The sequence below is a fragment of the Halomonas llamarensis genome, from assembly GCF_023555005.1.
GTDB classification, from domain to species: Bacteria; Pseudomonadota; Gammaproteobacteria; order Pseudomonadales; family Halomonadaceae; genus Vreelandella; species Vreelandella llamarensis.
Map to the genome: position 1 here is coordinate 1 of NZ_JAMJPJ010000045.1, position 16,152 is coordinate 16,152.

Consider the following 16,152-nt stretch of genomic DNA (forward strand, 5'->3'; position numbering starts at 1 on the left):
AATAGCGGGGTTCAACAAACTGGAACTGGTCGTGAATAACGTGAAATTCCAGGATGGGGAGCCCTTAACAGATCAGTCAGATAGGACCGCCGCCTAAACGGTCATACACAAAATTTGACAATAACTCCTGTAGTGGGTTGGGAAATAATAAAGCGAAGCGTGAATTTCCTTATCGGGAAAATTATCTCAATTCGGCGCCGATTTAGCATTTTTATCCCTATCGGGAAATAAACCTTGACCTCATGCCAACAAGCGCATTATTTTCCTTTTAGGGATAAAAAAGGAATGCCGACATGAATAGCCCTCACTCAGTGGCGCAAACGCCGATTACCAGCGCCAAAACCCTCGGCACGCTGATTCGCCAAACGCGCAAACGCCAGCGGCTAACCCTCGAAACACTGGCCGGCCTGTGCGGCGTCAGCATGCGTTTTTTAAGCGAGTTGGAAAATGGCCGGGCGTCTTGCGGGCTGGGCCGCGTGCTGCTGGTGATGGAGACACTAGGCATTGAGCTTCACGCCACGCCAACGGATACCGTGTCATGAGCCCTGACACACTCACGGTATGGCGGAACCAGCACCGCGTGGGTACGCTATGGCGGGGTACAGACAGCCGTTTGATGGGGTTTGAATACGATGAAGCGTGGCAAGCAAACGGCATCGCTATTTCCAACAGCCTGCCGTTAAGTCAGCGAACCTGGCAGCCTAACAACCAAACCGCACATCACTGGTTCGGCAACTTGTTACCTGAAGAGCAAGCCCGCACTGCGCTTATCCAGCAGCTCGGCATCCCTGACGACGATTTTTCTCTACTTACCGCTATCGGCGGTGACTGTGCCGGTGCGCTAACGATCTTGCCGCCAGGCGTTGGGCCCGAGCCTGCGGCCAGCAGCAACGTTGGCTACCAGCGCCTGCCCGCCGAAAAGCTTCAGCAGTGGGCCGCCTTTCGTCAGCGCTATGCGCTTTACAGCGATGATGCTCACCACGTAAAGCCTCGGCTATCGCTCGCAGGCGCGCAAGATAAGCTCCCTGTGTTCTGGCAACAGGAAACCCTCTATCTACCGCTGGGCATGACCCCTTCCTCCCACATCGTCAAGTTTGCCGTCGATGGCCGTGAACAGGTGATCCTTAATGAACTCTACCTTAATACCCTGGCGGCCGTTATCGGGCTGGACTGCCCACCCACCTATGTTCGTTTCGCGGGCCGATCGCCCTACTTGCTGGTTGAGCGTTACGACCGCCAACGAAAAGACGGAACCCTACAGCGGCTTCATCAAGAGGATATGTGCCAAGCCATGGGCATTTCCCGGATGCATAAGTACCAGCAAATGGGAGGCCCCACCCTGGGGAATTGCGTCCAGACCCTTCGCGATACCTGCAACCCCCCCGCCCGTTCGATTCAACAGCTACTACGCTGGCAAATTTTTAACGTCATTGTGGGCAATAGCGACGGCCATGCAAAAAATATATCGCTGTTACAAAATGACCAGGGCAAGTGGCACATTGCCCCCGCCTACGACCTGGTGGGCACCGTGGTATTGGGGTACGACCCCAATCTGGCATTCTCTGTGGGTGAGCAATACAACGCCCAACAACTTTTGCCGCGCGATTGGCAGGCGATGGCAAGCATGTGCAAACTCAGCTACCCGTTTATAAAGCGAGAAATTACGCGGATGTGCAACGCCATGATTGAACATGCTGAAAGCACCGATTTTCAACTTGCACTTGAAAGCGCGGGTTTACCGGCCAAGCGCTGGGCAAGCCTTCAGCAGCAGCGGCAGCATATCGTCAAGCAGTGCCGAAAAGCGCAGCGCTGGTAGCGGGCAAATTAGGGTGATTCCACGTCATAGCCACTCACCCGCCAGGTGCGATGCGCCTTCCACCTTGGTGATGTCCGCATGCGGCACAAAGCCCGGTGCTTGGTTTGGCTTTCCACGCCGCCTGCCCTTCAGGAGTTTGAACCTGAGTCTTCTGCGGCTGGCCGTAACTGACGCTGAATGCCGAGCAGGAAATTGCGCAGCATCTGGTCCTTGCACTCACGGTAATTCTTGTGGCTCGGCTTGCGGAAAAAGGCGCTGAGCTCATGGTGACTCAACGGCAGCCCGACCAACTCAAACACCGCCAATACATCATCCGCCTTCATGTTCAGCGCAATGCGCAGCTTCTGAAACACCATATTATTGTTCAGTTGCGCTTCCGGCTCGGGTTGCGGGCCTTCGCGCTTACCCCGCTTAAAGCTGATAAACCCGTTCAAAAACGCGGCCAACTCTCTGTTTTTCATGGTTATGAAGGCGTCGTCTTCGTCTTTTTTCAGCCAAGCCGTTACCTGCTCCCGGGTCACGCTGACCTCTGCCAGGGCGAAGATATCCACGATGGTGCTGTCTTTTAAATCAAAGGTGTAACGGATACGGCGAAAAATATCGTTATTGGTCAAAATCGGGTTCCTAGCCGGTGGTTAGTTTTTCAAGCAGCTCATCGATGTCTGCTTTAAGGTCGTCATCTTCAGTGCGCTGCGCGCTGGTTTTTGCCTGTCGCAAACTGGTGATAGCCGCGCCGGTCTGGCCTGTCTCAGCTTGCAACATCGCCATGGAAAAACCAATGGAGGCTATATGATCGCTGGAATCAATAGCGATGGCTTTTTCCAAGGCCTTTTCATAGCCCGCCAGCGCACCTTCCAGCTCTTCGGTAAAGTCCGCCAGGGTTTCCCATTGTTCCGGGTGGTCTTTATCGGTGTTCTCGTTATCGATGCAGATTGCCCGCAACTCGGCATACAGCGCATCAAAGGTTTCTCTATCATCTTTCGCGGCAGTTTTCATCAGCTTTTCCGCCAATTCGTAAACCGCCTTGTAGATCTTGGTGTTAATCACTGCGCATTACCTTTTCTATTATACAAATCGACAAACAAGCTAACTTATTCACCAAAAAAATGTTGAAGGGCGGCTGCGCATGCATCCGGTTGCTCTTCCGCCACGAAATGCTCGCAGTCTAGAGCGACTTCCCGTACGTCATCAGCCCAATTATGCCAGACGACAAGCATCGGGCATTGAACCCGGCGACCGGCATTGCGATCTGCACGGTCATGCGCCAGGTCAACCGTGACCCGCGAGCAGAAATTGCTCAGACTCAAGCGCCGACATGACCTCCACTATATCCTGGGCCATGGCACGCTTGGGATATCCTAGGTGCTCTGAATCAGGTTCTAGCCCCGTGCTCTCGCCGTAGCCTCGCAGGTCGGGTATCACGAGTGTAAAAAGCGGCAGGCCAGACCCACCGCGGCATACGAATATCTCGGCGTCTCCGGCGTGGATACGGCGCTGCTCAAAATCGTCAAACATGGTGGTGATACCCCGCACTGGTCGTGTTTTGCATGACGCCAGCTGCCTATATTAGAAGCAACTTCACACTAGCACGCCCGCCAACGGTGTCTAGCACAACCAGCCCTTCTGACTCAGCATCCATCTGCGCAAGCAGCTCTCCACGCACATTCCAAGCGGCCGACTGGCCCACGCTGATAAAGTCATCGCTCGGCCCGACACAATTCGCCATGATCATCCGGTACGAAGAACGGTCACGCCCACCAGTAACGCACCACGTGGAAGAATACAGGCGCCGCGAAACAGACGGAGTCAATACGGTCGAGCATGCCACCGTGGCCCTCAATCATATGGCCCCAATCCTTTATCCCTTGATCACGTTTGATAGTGGACATCACCAAGCCACCGGCAAAGCCCAGCAAATTAACAAGTAAAGCGATAAGTGCCGCCTGCCAAGGAGTGAAAGGGGTTATCCAATACAGGCCAGCGCCTAACATCGTCGCCAGCAACACTCCGCCTATTAAGCCTTCCAGGGTTTTGGAAGGCGACAGCTTGGGTGCCACCTTATGTTTACCGAATAGCTTGCCGCAACAATACTGCAGCACATCAGATAGCTGAACCACAAAGATAAGCCAGGCAATAAGCATCAGGTTACGCCCCTCATAGCCCTCTATATTCAGCGTCATCAGTGCTGGAACGGTTGAGACACAGTAGACGGCGATCATAAGCCCCCATTGCACTTTGGCGGTGCGCTCCAGATAGTGGGTAGTGTCGCCGCCGAGTGAGGACAGAATGGGCATCAAAAGGAACAGATATACAGGTATCAAGATACTGAACATGCCGTACCAGTGTATGGCTATCAGCAGATACTGGGCCGGCAAAGCGAAATAGAAGGCAGCTACCAGGGCCAGGTAATCACTATCCCGCGTTGGAGTAAGAGTCAGAAACTCTCTCAACGCATAAAAAGATACCAGGAAAAACAGCAGGATCACCCCATATAGGCCGAACATGAAGGCGATGCCAATGGCGAATACCATCACCCACCAGGCATTGATTCTGGCGTTAAGGTTGGCGATCACAGCATCGTTACCCTTACGCCAGGCCAGCAACTTGCCTACCAGAGTCGCTAATACCATGAGCAGGCCGATACCGGCAAACAACCACAATGTCTGATTCATACGTCTTCCCGTGACATGGCGAGCAATGCCAAGCGCAGCCGCTCAAGGAAGGCCACCTTGGTTTCCTCATCCTGAAGTTTGATCGGTGCACCGAAACGCAAGGTGCATAGCAACGGTAAGGGGAGATAACGTCCCTTGGGCATGGCGCGATTTAGATTGGTAATCCAGACCGGTATTAACTCCAAGTCAGGGCAGGCGTGCGCCAGATGATAGATTCCACTCTTGAAAGGCAACAGCGGCGACTCACTCAGGTTTCGAGTGCCTTCCGGGAAAAAGATCAGCGAGTCGCCATCCGCCAATGCCTGTTGGACTGGTGCCAGAGGATTACCCGCGCCTTGGCTCCCCCTCGGGACTAACACAGCATTGAACACCCGCTGGCTGATAAAGCGCTTCAGAGCTGTGTTCTGCCAGTACTCGGCACCTGCAACCGGGCGAGTTCTTTTACGGAGCAAAGCCGGAAGTGAGGCCCAAAGCAGTACAAAGTCACCGTGACTGCTGTGGTTGGCAAAATAGAGCCTTCGATTATGGCTAGCGTGGCAACCCAACCAAATAGCTCTGGCACCTGTTATGAATCTTGCGGCTAAAGTAATGCAATTGGCGATCAATCCGGTGAGCCAGCCGATCAGCATATTCATGGATAATGGTAGACTCTTGCTACAGGTGCGAAAAAAGACCAGACGCAGTACCCGCTCATGATTGTGGGCTAGTCACTGGCCACCACGTAAGTAGATTGCTGGGCAATAACGCATGACCCAATGTAGCTCAGGCCAAATAAGCATGTTGCCCCAGTGCTTTGAGATACAAATTAATCTGCACGCTCGCTCTGTTTCAAACCGGATTTTACCCGGTTGAAGATAGTCAGACATAGCAAAAGGGTTACCGCAGAAAATATCAGATTCATCCATAAGGCGGGCAACCAGCCTAGAGCGACGGCCAGCCCCAGAGTGCCAAATATCAGTGCCCGATCACTCTTTCCCATGGGGCCGTCATAGCGACGCTCTGCACCCACCATCACACCGAGTACACCCGCGTACTCACTAACAATGGCCAGTAGGGTCACAGCGATTATCAGCGCAGGCTCAACCCCAGCTAGCAGGGCAAAAGGCAGGTAGAGAACCGCATCTGAAACGATATCGGCCAGTTCATTAAGATAGGCACCTAGGCGGGATTGCTGGGAAAACTCACGTGCCAACATACCGTCTATGGCGTTGAGCGCCATTCTTATGAACATCCAAAGCGGAACAAGTGCAAATAGCCAGGTATGAGGCAACAGAAGGAGTAGGGCTCCGAGTAACAAAGAACCCACCGCCGCCATGACGGTTACCTGGTTGGCGGTAACGCCATTCTTATACAGAAGAATAACCAGTGGCCGCAAAATATCCTGAAAGCGGGATTTCAATTGATAAACAGACAGACTCATTCGCTATAACATCCTGGTCGAGGAATGATAATTCTCACAGCCATCCTTGAGTATCGAGCCATTGACTAAGCGCACTGCCCAACGTTGTTGGTTTCTGGCACACAACAGCAAACCGTCGTTTCAGATATTAACTTGCAAGTACCTCCACAACAATGGGGAGAACGATGTCTTGGCACCCTTTAGCGATACAGTATTACCTTCACGAACCTTGTCGCACCACTTCATAGCATTGGCTAAAGCGTTATATTCGCACGTTGCTTCACACTAGCACGCCCGTTAACGGTGTCTAGCACAACCAACCCTTCTGACTCGGCTTCCATCTGCGCAAGCAGTTCTCCACGCACATTCCAAGCGGCCGACTGGCCGACGCTGATAAACCATCGCTCGGGCCGACACAATTCACCATGACCACACTCATGTGATACCGACGCGCAACGGCAAGCTTGATCAGTTCAAGATGCTTCGCGCGGTTACGCGCAAAATCACCCGCGATGGGTCGAAGTTGAGCAGCACACACTTTTATTGCTTTGCTCCTATCGGCTCCAGTACTAGCAGCGACCAAACATGCGTGTCGCTGGAGGTCAAGATGAGGCGTCAGCATTATGAAAACTCGACGATGGTTTCAATTTCTACAGCGAACCCTTTAGGTAATGAACCAACGCCAATGGCCGAACGCGCATGCTCCCCCGCTCACCAAGAACGGTGACAAACAAATCGGAACAACCGTTGACCACCTCAGTGTGGGAAGTAAAATTTGGATCAGCATTGACCATACCAAATACCTTAACGACACGCTGCACTCTCTCAAAATCCCCTAGCGCTTCTTGGGTCAGCGCAAGAAGATACAGGCCAACCTCTTGAGCGAAGTCCCGAGCCTGCTCCACAGTAACTTCCTGCCCAACTTTTGGAACAGCACCTCCCGGTTCTCGCAATGGGGCTCCCTTTCCGGATAAATACAGCATATTTTTCGACATCACATAGGAACGAAAATTGCCCCTAGTACTACAGCCGTAACTACTGCAATGATCGTTCATGCATTGCCATCCTGACTTGCTGCCGCCGACAGTGGCACTGCCAAGCTCGGTACTGGTGCTTTCCCGACCAATGGCGCTACACTTCAAGGGTTGAATTCAGGGTAGAGACTCGCCTACTCACCAAAAAAATGTTGAAGGGCGGCTGCGCATGCATCCGGTTGCTCTTCCGCCACGAAATGTCCGCAGTCTAGAGCGACTTCCCGTACGTCATCAGCCCAATCACGCCAGACGACAAGCATCGGGCATTGAACCCGGCGACCGGCATTGCGATCTGCACGGTCATGCGCCAGGTCAACCGTGACCCGCAAGCAGAAATTGCTCAGACCCAAGCGCCGACATGACCTCCACCATATCCTGGGCCATGGCACGCTTGGGATATCCCAGGTGCTCTGAATCAGGTTCTAGCCCCGTGCTCTCGCCGTAGCCCCGCAGGTCGGGTATCACGAGTGTAAAAAGCGGCAGGCCAGACCCACCGCGGCATACGAATATCTCGGCGTCTCCGGCGTGGATACGGCGCTTCTCAAAAGCGTCAAACATGGTCGTGATACCCCGCACTGGTCGTGTTTTGCATGACGCCAGCAGCCCGCGCTTGTTTTGTTAGCAAACGTCTTCACACCAGCACAAGGCGCTACATAAGGTGTCGCCATGCCAGGCTTGGTTAAGCATTCGCCCTGATTTTGGCAGCAAGATCCGCTAAAACGTTATCGTCTTCGCGTTTATAGTCATGAGACGAAATGTAGCCTTCATAGCTGTGGAAGTATTTTTCCACGCTTGACGCAATGGGCTTGAACGCTGAATGTGGGCCCGTTCCATGCATAGGGAACAGTTTCGCATGTAAATGATCTACCCCATAGCCTTCGAATATCATTCCCGTACGACCCACATCATCCAATGCTTCATCGAGTAACAAAGCCACCCGCTTTGAAGCCAATACCAGCGACGTCACGACATCGTCATCTTGAGCGAACAGATAGCTTGAAATATGACGCTTCGGGATGACCACTGAAAACCCAGGCGTATTCGGGTAAATGGAAAGAAAGGCCAAGTGATCAGCGTCCTCCCATATTTTGTGACCTGGAACGTTACCGGCCACGATCTCACAAAAAATACAGCTCATGTTCAGTCCTTGATATCACTTTATACGCTGTTGCCCAGCGACAAACTTGGTAGAGCGACCCGGTAAAAGGCGAGGCTACCACTCACTGCCATACCACATAGGCCATAACAGCGTCTTTGCGCCTGCAAATCGAGCAATTACATCTTTTGGCCGCTTTATCGGTGCCTACAGTGAAACGCTTGGCTAGAAGACGATAATGCAGGCTAACTCAATAGAGGCCCAGCCAGGCGCTGTTTCTGGGCCTGGATAGCCTCTGTCAAAAAGTCCTTCAAAGCGTGAATTTTAACAACGCCTCTCAGGTCTGGGTGCATCAGAAACCACAGCCCGTATTCCAGTTCGGGGATAGGGTCGCTGAGCTGAATAATATCCGGATCTTCATCCGCCAAATAGCACGGCAGGACGGCTAGCCCCATGCGCGCATGTATCGCGCTGAGTATGCTGACCAAGGTATCTACACGGTAGACACAGGCCGCCTTCAGCTCATTTTTGTCCATCCACTGGTCTAGCGCTGAATCCTGCAATCGTGGCCCAGCTCCAATCCAAGGTTGGCTGGCAAGGGTCTCAATGGAGGCCCCCGGGGTTAGGCCGAGGCTGCGATGCCCGTAAACAGCCTGTCCAATCGTGGTCAGTCGTCGACCAATCAAGTTCTCTGGCGGAAGGTTAGAGGGGCGGATCGCAACGTCAGCCTCCCGGCGAGTCAGGTTGAACAGCTGATTAGAGATAGCAACGTCCAGCAAGATGGCTGGATATTTATAACGGAATTGCGTAAACAAAGGTGCCAACAACCCCATCAGCAAGGAGTCCGTTGTGGTGGTATAAATTTCGCCACTAGGCTCCAGGTCACGACCAGCGACTTTGCGCTCCGCCGCCAGGGCGGCTTCATCCATGATCCTAGCCGTATCGGCGAGTTCTTCCCCTGCCAGCGTAGGCCGATAACCGGTACGACTCCTCTCGAAGAGAGTAACGCCTAGACGCTGCTCAACTTCACCCAGCCGCCGGAAAACAGTCGCATGACTGACACCCAGAGCTCGCGAGGCCCCAGAAAGAGAGCCTTCAGTCGCGATGGCAAGAATAACCTCAAAGTCGTTCCACGCCAGGTAACTGCGTGTTTTCTGTGTGGAGATAGAGGGCTGCCTGTTCTTTTTGACTGTTCTTTTTTGCAAAGTCTTCGCTCACATTTATGGAATATCTTGCGTAATAGAACAATACTAGCATGTCCCTGACATAGTGAAATAACCAAACGGCCCTGATACCCAGGGCGACGTTATGGAGGTCAGGGGCATGATGAATTCAAAACACAAGCCGTGCTTTAACGTCGGAGATCCGTTAACTCGTCTTAATAAAGAAGACGTAGAAAAAGAAGGTATCGACGACAAGTCAGGCATCCCGCTTAGATACCAAGATGGGATGGGAGGCATTGATATTGAGAAGGTGCAGCGGGAACAGCGTCAGGCTAAACAACAGTTTATCCGAGCTATCCTAAGATACTTGTTTCGCCAGCGCTGAGAAGTGGCCGTTTCTGCGCAGCCGCTATATGGCTAGCGCATCCATATGCTCGGAATCATTCCTTACCCAATTTGTGATCACTGCTTCATGCTCCATTTTGAGACCTAACACTCGTCCCTTCTGCTACTGATCAGCTTCATGGTTGATACCGTCACTGACGGGAAGATCAGGTAAGTCATGCGGGTTAACACCTTCCTAACACCCGACATTGAACTGATAAAGTGTTAGCTGCTCAGCGCCGCTGATAACACCAAGACCACTCAATGGCACATAGGCCATAACCGCGCCTCTGCGCCTGCATATCGAGCAATTACACCTTTTGGGGTCGACAAGGCCATCAGGCAGTTCAAGCTCAAGAACCACCATGCCGCAGTGGCACGCAGCCCTATGCTTGGGCTGAATTTCCACACCGCCGACTTGTTTGAGCATCGCCCTCTCACTTGGTAATGGCATGAAAGCCGCTACCTGTCTGCGTTTCCAGCACAAGCAGCGGCTAAAAAGTGTTTCTTACTGAGCATCGCGGTTTAAATTCCGCTCGGCCGGGATGTCACTCAGGTACTCGACAAACTCCACTTCAAAACCGGCCGGATCGACAAAATAGACATTTTTGCGAAACGGCTCTGGGGCGCCGGGTTTGGCGATGGCAAAACCCGCGTTATTTAACCTGGCGACAACGGCGTCAAGGTTATCGGTCGCATAAGCAAAATGGGCCAGCCCAACGCTGTGGCCTTTCAGATCGCGGTTCTCCCCTTCGCCATGATCGCTTAACGCCAGGTAGTGATCATCGTCTCCAAAGTGGATCCATTTACGTGGCTTGCCATACCACTCGCCATGGCCCTCATCGCGGATCCGCCAGTGCGGGAAGACTGCGCGGTAAAAGTCCAGCATGGCGTCCATATCCGCAACCACCAGATTAACGTGTTCCAAGTACATAAGAGTCTCCTTGCGTTAAGTGAGATAGTAGGATAAAACCTCAACTTAACTTGAGGTAAAGTGGTTTTTGCGGAAAAATGGCAAAAAAGATTCTGGGGTAAGTCATGGCAGAAACGGTTTGGAGTGTCGGCAAGGTTGCCAAGCGCTGCGGGATTAACGTCAGCACCCTGCATTTTTATGAGCAGCAAGGGCTGATTCACAGCTGGCGCAATGCGGGCAATCAGCGCCGCTACAAACCAGAAGTGCTGAGGCGGATTTCGGTGATCAAAGCCGCGCAGAAAGTCGGCGTCAGCCTGGAAGAGCTTAAGCAGGCCTTTGAATCACTACCCAACAACCGCACGCCGACGGTGGAAGATTGGCAGCAACTTTCAAAAAACTGGCAGCAAATGCTGGATGGCCGGATTGCTTATCTGCAGAAGCTACGCAATAACCTGGCGGGCTGCATCGGCTGTGGTTGCCTGAGCATGACCAGCTGCCCGCTCTATAACCCGGATGACAAACTGGCTGAATCAGGCAGCGGCCCAGTCCTTCTTGATCAGGCAGAGCAAAAAGCGAGAGCCCAACAAGCACCAAGCGCTAGCTCGTAGCCCGCAATAATAACGCTTAATAATAGCCATCAGGTCTTAACCTACACGAATAAACCACTTGGGCTTGATGCGCCCAAAGTCGCGGCGGGTGTTTGTTTTCAGGGCTTTTTTGGAATCCAGCACCACCGTCTCCCGCTCATTTCTGACGAACACCACCCAATGCCAGAAAGGCCTGCCCTGCTCCATTCGCCATTTGATGGCCAACAGCGCCTTGTCTGGCAGACTCTCCCAAGTCTCGAATGGCGTCTCCGTGCGTGAGACCATTATACCCAACGCACGTAAGAGCTTTCGGACGTACTCGGTGTCTGACCACAGCGCAGTGTCTTCGGCATAGATACCCAAAGCATTGGCTGTCTCTTTGGCCTGCGCATAGGTAATACCCGCAAGCACCGCACATGATGCGATGCCACAGCCGGATATTTCTTCTTGAATGACGGGGTTCATGTGGTTATTAATGCTCCGGTTGTCCATTACCTAACTGCTTTTACCTAACTGCTTTCATTCGCTTATACCCCAATGCCTGGATAGCCGATATATTAGGCTGTTTGGGTCCGCATAACGTAAATTGATAAGCTAAGCCATACCATTATGGCTGCTAAAACTCCAATGGCAGTTTTTCTTCAATACTCTCTCGGGGGGATGCCGAATCAGGCCTCTTAGTCTCTCCCACCCTCCTTGATTTGTAAGGTAAAACACGTATAGCCGGAGGTCTTTCGCTACCCTCGAACTGCCGAGTAAGCTGAACACAACCATTAGGGTTATAATCACGGACGAAGCCAAACCCACTCGACTATTGAACGCCAAGCCTCAGGGCCATTACTGTGAACACCCTCCATCGAAGTAAAAAAAGCCGAGCCAAGCCTGTTCGCAAAGGCCTGCACCCGAAGAATCTACACAACCAAGGCTATGACTTTCCAGCTCTCATAAAAAGTCACCCTGCACTAGCTCCTCATGTGAAACCGAACGCTCATGGAGAGCTTTCCATCAATTTCGCTGATCCATTGGCAGTCAAAACACTCAACGCCGCGTTATTAAACCGACACTACAATATTGTCGGTTGGGATATTCCAGAGGGCGCGCTTTGCCCTCCCATCCCAGGCAGAGCCGACTACATCCATTACATAGCCGATTTATTTAAGCTTGAGCATGAACAGCACCGCATCAAGCTGCTCGATATAGGGACTGGCGCCAACGGCATCTACCCGTTACTGGCCTGCCAAATTTACGGCTGGGAGTGTGTCGGTAGTGACATCAACACTCAGTCGCTCGAGAACGTCGCCAAAATTATCGCCAACAATCCCACACTCACAGATCGCTTCACGCTGCGCATCCAACACGATAAAAACCATATGTTTGAGGGGATCATTCAAGCGGGAGAGTTCTTTGACGTCAGCGTATGCAACCCTCCCTTCCATGCTACGCTTGATGAAGCCCTTAAAGGTAGCCAGCTTAAACTCAATAACCTTGCGCGTAGCCGCGGTGAACAAAAAGCAACAACCCAATCACCTACTCTGAATTTTGGCGGGCTGGGGGCAGAGCTATGGTGTAAGGGGGGCGAACAGCTGTTTCTGAAAAAGCTCATAAAAGAAAGCCAAGTATACTCAACGCAATGCCGCTGGTTTAGCAGTCTGGTTTCAAAAAGCGACAATATTAAGCCTGCCAAGAAGCTGATGCGTAAGCTGGGTGCCGTTGATATACGGGAAATAGACATGAAGCAGGGAAATAAGATGACGAGGGTACTGGCCTGGACATTCAAATGAACCGTTTCCAAGGTTGCGCACGAAGCCAGCCTCATCTCCTCCAACACGCTGTTTTCATGAATATTAAGGCAACTATCAGGCGGTTTATTATATCGTTCACCCATTCGATCCCAAGCTGCGTTTACTGCCGTCGTTGCCAGAAGGTTGCATGACCGAAACGCCTTGGCCCCTGATAGCTGGCCTTGAGATGCCAGAGATAACGCTGGCTAACCGCTCGCATCTCATCCTGGTAGGCACCAAGAGATTGGTGCAAGCCAGCTTCGATGGCCTTAGCCGCACTGGTCGCCGAGGCCAGGGAATGAAAGAGCCCTTGGGAAGCCAATGGGTCGAAGGCCAGCAGGGCATCGCCGATAGCCAGAAACCCCGGCCCCGCCTTCGGCAACTGCGCTACTTTCAATAGTGATGTGCCCGCCGGTCGGCCACGTATACGAGCAGGAGCCAGCCCCTCCAGCACCTCCGCCAACAGGGCATGCTCTCTGGCTCGGGCCAGAAAGGCGTCGGGGCGACGCAACAGCCGACGGCACAGCGGATCATCGACATCCATATGGTAGGCCAACACCCGCTGCCCGTAAGGCAGGCGCACCGTATACCACCAGCCATGGGCATCCGCCTGAATGCGCATAGTGGCGTCCTGGCTCTCGTCCGCTTGATCCAGAAAGCAGTAGAGACACAGCAAAGGATCATCAGCGTAGCGCTGTAATCCCAATCGGCGAGCCAAGTGTCCGTTCCGACCCGTGGCGTCCACCAACACCGGCGCCTTGAACGACCCCAGTGTCGTGTCCAACTGCCACTGACCATGACGGTGGCGGATATCCGTTTGCTTGCAGCCCTCTCCCAGCGTCACCCCGACATCCAGGGCTCGCCGACGCAGCATCTGCTCGAATTTCCGCCGATCCAGATACCACCCGGGACCGGCCGGATCCTGAATGGCATCTCGCCAGACCGGCCTGTCAACATCCCACACCGATACCGCAGCGCCCCGTTCCCGATGCCCAGATTCTCGAAAAGCCGCCAGCAATTGAAGACGCTGCAGCAGCACGGCGGCCGCTCCCGGCAAGGACTCCCCGATGGGAGGTGACCTGGCCGGGAGAGCCCGACGTTCCAGTACCAGCACCCGCTGCTCCGGCCGCAGCAAGGTGCCAAGCGCCAGCCCCGCGGGTCCGGCACCAACGATCACCGCGTCGAAGGAACGATGGGCGGCCATTAGCGTCTGCTTCGTTGGGCGATCAATAGCTTACGCATGCCCTTGTCGGTGTCGTGGCGCTCCTCGGGCGTCAAGTCGTGGCCGCCTCTATCTTCGACCTGCATCTGCAGTGGGAAGTCGGGATCCCCGCTTAGCCCTGGCTGCACCTCCACAATCCCCATCTGATCGAAATCAGTCACCATTCTCGCCAACTGTTTATTGTGGTCAGCGCCCAGGGTGCGGTCCCAGTCGGCACGTTGATGGTAGGCAGCCAAGCGCTCTCCCCTCGGCAGCGAGTCATTCATCACCGTGTCATAGCTCTCCTTGCTCAGCACCTGATTAGGTACCCGAGCAGGCCAGAAGGTAGGCAGATAGGGGTCATATTCGGTGTCGTAGCCGGAACGGCAACTGGCGGTGTCCGTTTGCCAGGGAATGGCCATCCAACGAGTAACGGAGCCCGGAAATTGACCGTATAGAGGGCCGTTATAGGACTTCACCATGGTCGGCGTCAGGGTCGTGCCGTAGTCCGGCTCCGGATCTTCGGGACTGCGGTGGCGCCAGCGGTAGGGTTCCATATACATGGTGCTGTGGCGTACCGGCCAGGTCATTTCACACCCCGGATGGAAGGCATCGGCGATGCAGAATTCCAGCGCCGCCCTGTCCAGCATGGCGGGCTGCTGCTCCAACGGTACCTTATCGATGCTCTCAGGTGATTGCCGATGCGGATCGTAGTCCGCCTCGAAATCCCCTTCTGCCCACTTGTCCAGCAGAGCCAGTTGGGTGGTGGTCAGAGCGTTCATAGCGTCGGGCACTCTGGGCATAGGGACGTTCATGGCATCACCATAGATCCAGGGCCAGGGCTTCATGGAAATGTCACCATCCTGGGGGTTGCGGAAGCTATTGACCACGGTGCGTCTGAGCTCAGTGTAGGTGTTACCCGGCTCGGCCAGTTGCGACAGGTAGCGGGGCTCCAGGAAGTGCTGGGGCATACCATAGCCGAAACCCGCGGCAAATCCGGCATTCATCCATTGCAGATCGCACATGGCTTTGAGGATGGGCAGTATGTCATCGGTGAAGGAGGGCCTGGTGGGCGCCGGTAACTGGCCCGCCTGAATAGCCACATCCGTCATCAGCGCGTACATGGTGCGTACCGCTTTCTGCTGGGGGCCGTAATTGGGCGGAGCCACCACCACCCAGGCTGGCGTCACGGTAATCGGATGACCATCCACCCATACTGTGGCCGTCACGGGACCGTCACTGGTGTCATCATACCAACCATCATTATTGGCGAAGGTGGTGGGGGGCTTTTCCTGATAGGAGGCGGAGTGCCCATGGCCGCCGAAAACCTGCAGGCGGCCAACGGCGTCGGTGCGCAACTCTCCCAGTGGCACCTCTATTCCCATGAACGTGCCGCCCTGAAACTGAGCCTCGCCGGAACAGGTACTGATACTACGCGCACCTGGGGTGATGGACAGATTGTGCCGATCTCGCAGAGCCACCCCGGCGTTACGACGCGTGGAAGGCGCTGCCGTCTCCGCTTCGGGGATATCCAGCGCGAGCTCGAAGTTGTACCAAGCCGCTTTATGGTTAGCTACCTCCACCGTCCAGGTAATCTCGGTGGTGGCGTCCATGGTCAGTTCCCGCACTACCCTACCGTTGCCGTTGTAAGCATAGATGCGGAATTCGGCCACCTCGCGCTTCAAGGCACCGGTGGCGTCCCGATAGGCACCCGGTTCCCTGGGCAGAGGCTCCGTGACCTGAGGGCCGATGTAAAAACCGTCGGCTTGCTTGGAATTGCCAACCCTGGCGATACCAATAGCCGGGTGGATTTTGGCATAAGCGATCTCAGTCATCGGTCACTCCCTTTTTGTGTGGAACGACACCAGGAAGCAAAGATGTGCTGGCGCCGCATAGGCTCATAAATCCCAGAACTGAAACTGAAGAAATAGTACGGCTGGCTCAGCGGTACATTGCTGCCTACCAAGATAGAACAAGGTATGGAGTGGTCAAGCAATTTGTGACAACCCAGTTAAGCCGCTTTCTTCAGTTCTGCCATTGCTGATTCGTAATCATTGGGGCTGCTGTAATCCAGCGTCGAATGCCGCCGCCGACTGTTATAAAACA

General features: G+C 53.9%; 19 protein-coding genes. 5 read left to right on the top strand and 14 right to left on the bottom strand.

Features of this window, described 5'->3' with window-relative positions:
* Positions 1–293 precede the first annotated feature (293 nt).
* Together M8006_RS16645 and M8006_RS16650 are read left to right on the top strand one after the other, a co-directional pair.
* Positions 294–542, top strand: a complete 249-nt coding sequence (locus tag M8006_RS16645) for a helix-turn-helix domain-containing protein (RefSeq protein ID WP_250084183.1) — start codon at positions 294–296, stop codon at positions 540–542.
* Positions 539–1,816 (top strand): type II toxin-antitoxin system HipA family toxin, encoded by a 1,278-nt coding sequence (locus tag M8006_RS16650; RefSeq protein WP_250084185.1) that lies wholly within the window; start codon positions 539–541, stop codon positions 1,814–1,816. Before M8006_RS16645 ends, M8006_RS16650 begins: the two co-directional genes overlap by 4 nt.
* 128 nt (positions 1,817–1,944) lie before the next feature.
* Here M8006_RS16650 and M8006_RS16655 read toward each other — a convergent pair whose 3' ends face one another.
* The 10 genes from M8006_RS16655 to M8006_RS16700 all read right to left on the bottom strand — a co-directional run bounded on the left by M8006_RS16655 (position 1,945) and on the right by M8006_RS16700 (position 9,222).
* Entirely contained in the window at positions 1,945–2,430 is a 486-nt protein-coding gene (locus M8006_RS16655; protein WP_250084187.1) for a YehS family protein, read from the bottom strand.
* Between the two features lie 10 nt (positions 2,431–2,440).
* The gene (locus tag M8006_RS16660; RefSeq protein WP_250084189.1) at positions 2,441–2,863 is read right to left on the bottom strand and encodes a tetratricopeptide repeat protein; all 423 of its coding nucleotides are present in this window, start codon (positions 2,861–2,863) and stop codon (positions 2,441–2,443) included.
* Positions 2,864–3,085: 222 nt separating this feature from the next.
* Positions 3,086–3,331 (bottom strand): alpha/beta fold hydrolase, encoded by a 246-nt coding sequence (locus M8006_RS16665; protein ID WP_250084191.1) that lies wholly within the window; start codon positions 3,329–3,331, stop codon positions 3,086–3,088.
* Between the two features lie 233 nt (positions 3,332–3,564).
* The gene (locus tag M8006_RS16670; protein WP_250084194.1) at positions 3,565–4,476 is read right to left on the bottom strand and encodes a phosphatidate cytidylyltransferase; all 912 of its coding nucleotides are present in this window, start codon (positions 4,474–4,476) and stop codon (positions 3,565–3,567) included.
* Positions 4,477–4,484: 8 nt separating this feature from the next.
* Positions 4,485–5,123 (bottom strand): lysophospholipid acyltransferase family protein, encoded by a 639-nt coding sequence (locus M8006_RS16675; protein WP_250084196.1) that lies wholly within the window; start codon positions 5,121–5,123, stop codon positions 4,485–4,487.
* A 170-nt stretch (positions 5,124–5,293) separates the two neighbouring features.
* Positions 5,294–5,908 (bottom strand): CDP-alcohol phosphatidyltransferase family protein, encoded by a 615-nt coding sequence (locus M8006_RS16680; protein WP_250084197.1) that lies wholly within the window; start codon positions 5,906–5,908, stop codon positions 5,294–5,296.
* A 629-nt stretch (positions 5,909–6,537) separates the two neighbouring features.
* The gene (locus M8006_RS16685) at positions 6,538–6,942 is read right to left on the bottom strand and encodes a RidA family protein (RefSeq protein WP_250084200.1); all 405 of its coding nucleotides are present in this window, start codon (positions 6,940–6,942) and stop codon (positions 6,538–6,540) included.
* Positions 6,943–7,233: 291 nt separating this feature from the next.
* Complete coding sequence (locus M8006_RS16690) at positions 7,234–7,479, bottom strand: alpha/beta fold hydrolase (protein WP_250084202.1); 246 nt, start codon at positions 7,477–7,479, stop codon at positions 7,234–7,236.
* A 121-nt stretch (positions 7,480–7,600) separates the two neighbouring features.
* Positions 7,601–8,059, bottom strand: coding sequence for an HIT family protein (locus M8006_RS16695; protein ID WP_250084204.1), 459 nt, complete (start codon positions 8,057–8,059; stop codon positions 7,601–7,603).
* Between the two features lie 203 nt (positions 8,060–8,262).
* Entirely contained in the window at positions 8,263–9,222 is a 960-nt protein-coding gene (locus tag M8006_RS16700; protein WP_250084206.1) for a LysR family transcriptional regulator, read from the bottom strand.
* A gap of 118 nt (positions 9,223–9,340) precedes the next feature.
* On the opposite strand from M8006_RS16700, the gene M8006_RS16705 reads away from it, so the two are divergent.
* On the top strand, positions 9,341–9,565 hold the full coding sequence (locus M8006_RS16705; RefSeq protein ID WP_250084207.1) for a hypothetical protein: 225 nt from the start codon (positions 9,341–9,343) through the stop codon (positions 9,563–9,565).
* A gap of 507 nt (positions 9,566–10,072) precedes the next feature.
* Here the strand turns inward: M8006_RS16705 and M8006_RS16710 are convergent.
* On the bottom strand, positions 10,073–10,498 hold the full coding sequence (locus M8006_RS16710) for a VOC family protein (RefSeq protein ID WP_250084209.1): 426 nt from the start codon (positions 10,496–10,498) through the stop codon (positions 10,073–10,075).
* 104 nt (positions 10,499–10,602) lie between these two features.
* Between M8006_RS16710 and soxR the strand changes: the two genes are divergently transcribed.
* Entirely contained in the window at positions 10,603–11,085 is a 483-nt protein-coding gene (gene soxR / locus M8006_RS16715) for a redox-sensitive transcriptional activator SoxR (RefSeq protein ID WP_250084211.1), read from the top strand.
* A 36-nt stretch (positions 11,086–11,121) separates the two neighbouring features.
* On the opposite strand, the gene M8006_RS16720 is transcribed toward soxR, so the two are convergent.
* On the bottom strand, positions 11,122–11,529 hold the full coding sequence (locus M8006_RS16720) for a hypothetical protein (protein WP_250084214.1): 408 nt from the start codon (positions 11,527–11,529) through the stop codon (positions 11,122–11,124).
* Positions 11,530–11,906: 377 nt separating this feature from the next.
* Here M8006_RS16720 and rlmF point away from each other — a divergent pair, with 377 nt between their 5' ends.
* Positions 11,907–12,845 (top strand): 23S rRNA (adenine(1618)-N(6))-methyltransferase RlmF, encoded by a 939-nt coding sequence (gene rlmF / locus M8006_RS16725; RefSeq protein ID WP_250084215.1) that lies wholly within the window; start codon positions 11,907–11,909, stop codon positions 12,843–12,845.
* Positions 12,846–12,966: 121 nt separating this feature from the next.
* Here rlmF and M8006_RS16730 read toward each other — a convergent pair whose 3' ends face one another.
* Both M8006_RS16730 and M8006_RS16735 read right to left on the bottom strand, forming a co-directional pair.
* Positions 12,967–14,049: an NAD(P)/FAD-dependent oxidoreductase gene (locus tag M8006_RS16730; RefSeq protein WP_250084217.1), complete on the bottom strand. Its 1,083-nt coding sequence runs from the start codon at positions 14,047–14,049 to the stop codon at positions 12,967–12,969.
* On the bottom strand, positions 14,049–15,881 hold the full coding sequence (locus tag M8006_RS16735) for a LodA/GoxA family CTQ-dependent oxidase (protein ID WP_250084220.1): 1,833 nt from the start codon (positions 15,879–15,881) through the stop codon (positions 14,049–14,051). Before M8006_RS16735 ends, M8006_RS16730 begins: the two co-directional genes overlap by 1 nt.
* Between the last annotated feature and the right edge of the window lie 271 nt (positions 15,882–16,152).

What these genes read in the sequence shown, in the direction of transcription:
- M8006_RS16730 (WP_250084217.1), bottom strand. Translation starts at nt 14,049, where the DNA reads ATGGCCGCCCATCGTTCCTTCGACGCGGTGATCGTTGGTGCCGGACCC.
- M8006_RS16675 (WP_250084196.1), bottom strand. Translation starts at nt 5,123, where the DNA reads ATGAATATGCTGATCGGCTGGCTCACCGGATTGATCGCCAATTGCATT.
- M8006_RS16695 (WP_250084204.1), bottom strand. Translation starts at nt 8,059, where the DNA reads ATGAGCTGTATTTTTTGTGAGATCGTGGCCGGTAACGTTCCAGGTCAC.
- M8006_RS16705 (WP_250084207.1), top strand. Translation starts at nt 9,341, where the DNA reads ATGATGAATTCAAAACACAAGCCGTGCTTTAACGTCGGAGATCCGTTA.
- M8006_RS16665 (WP_250084191.1), bottom strand. Translation starts at nt 3,331, where the DNA reads ATGTTTGACGATTTTGAGCAGCGCCGTATCCACGCCGGAGACGCCGAG.
- M8006_RS16650 (WP_250084185.1), top strand. Translation starts at nt 539, where the DNA reads ATGAGCCCTGACACACTCACGGTATGGCGGAACCAGCACCGCGTGGGT.
- M8006_RS16720 (WP_250084214.1), bottom strand. Translation starts at nt 11,529, where the DNA reads ATGAACCCCGTCATTCAAGAAGAAATATCCGGCTGTGGCATCGCATCA.
- M8006_RS16735 (WP_250084220.1), bottom strand. Translation starts at nt 15,881, where the DNA reads ATGACTGAGATCGCTTATGCCAAAATCCACCCGGCTATTGGTATCGCC.
- soxR (WP_250084211.1), top strand. Translation starts at nt 10,603, where the DNA reads ATGGCAGAAACGGTTTGGAGTGTCGGCAAGGTTGCCAAGCGCTGCGGG.
- M8006_RS16710 (WP_250084209.1), bottom strand. Translation starts at nt 10,498, where the DNA reads ATGTACTTGGAACACGTTAATCTGGTGGTTGCGGATATGGACGCCATG.
- M8006_RS16690 (WP_250084202.1), bottom strand. Translation starts at nt 7,479, where the DNA reads ATGTTTGACGCTTTTGAGAAGCGCCGTATCCACGCCGGAGACGCCGAG.
- M8006_RS16685 (WP_250084200.1), bottom strand. Translation starts at nt 6,942, where the DNA reads ATGAACGATCATTGCAGTAGTTACGGCTGTAGTACTAGGGGCAATTTT.
- M8006_RS16645 (WP_250084183.1), top strand. Translation starts at nt 294, where the DNA reads ATGAATAGCCCTCACTCAGTGGCGCAAACGCCGATTACCAGCGCCAAA.
- M8006_RS16680 (WP_250084197.1), bottom strand. Translation starts at nt 5,908, where the DNA reads ATGAGTCTGTCTGTTTATCAATTGAAATCCCGCTTTCAGGATATTTTG.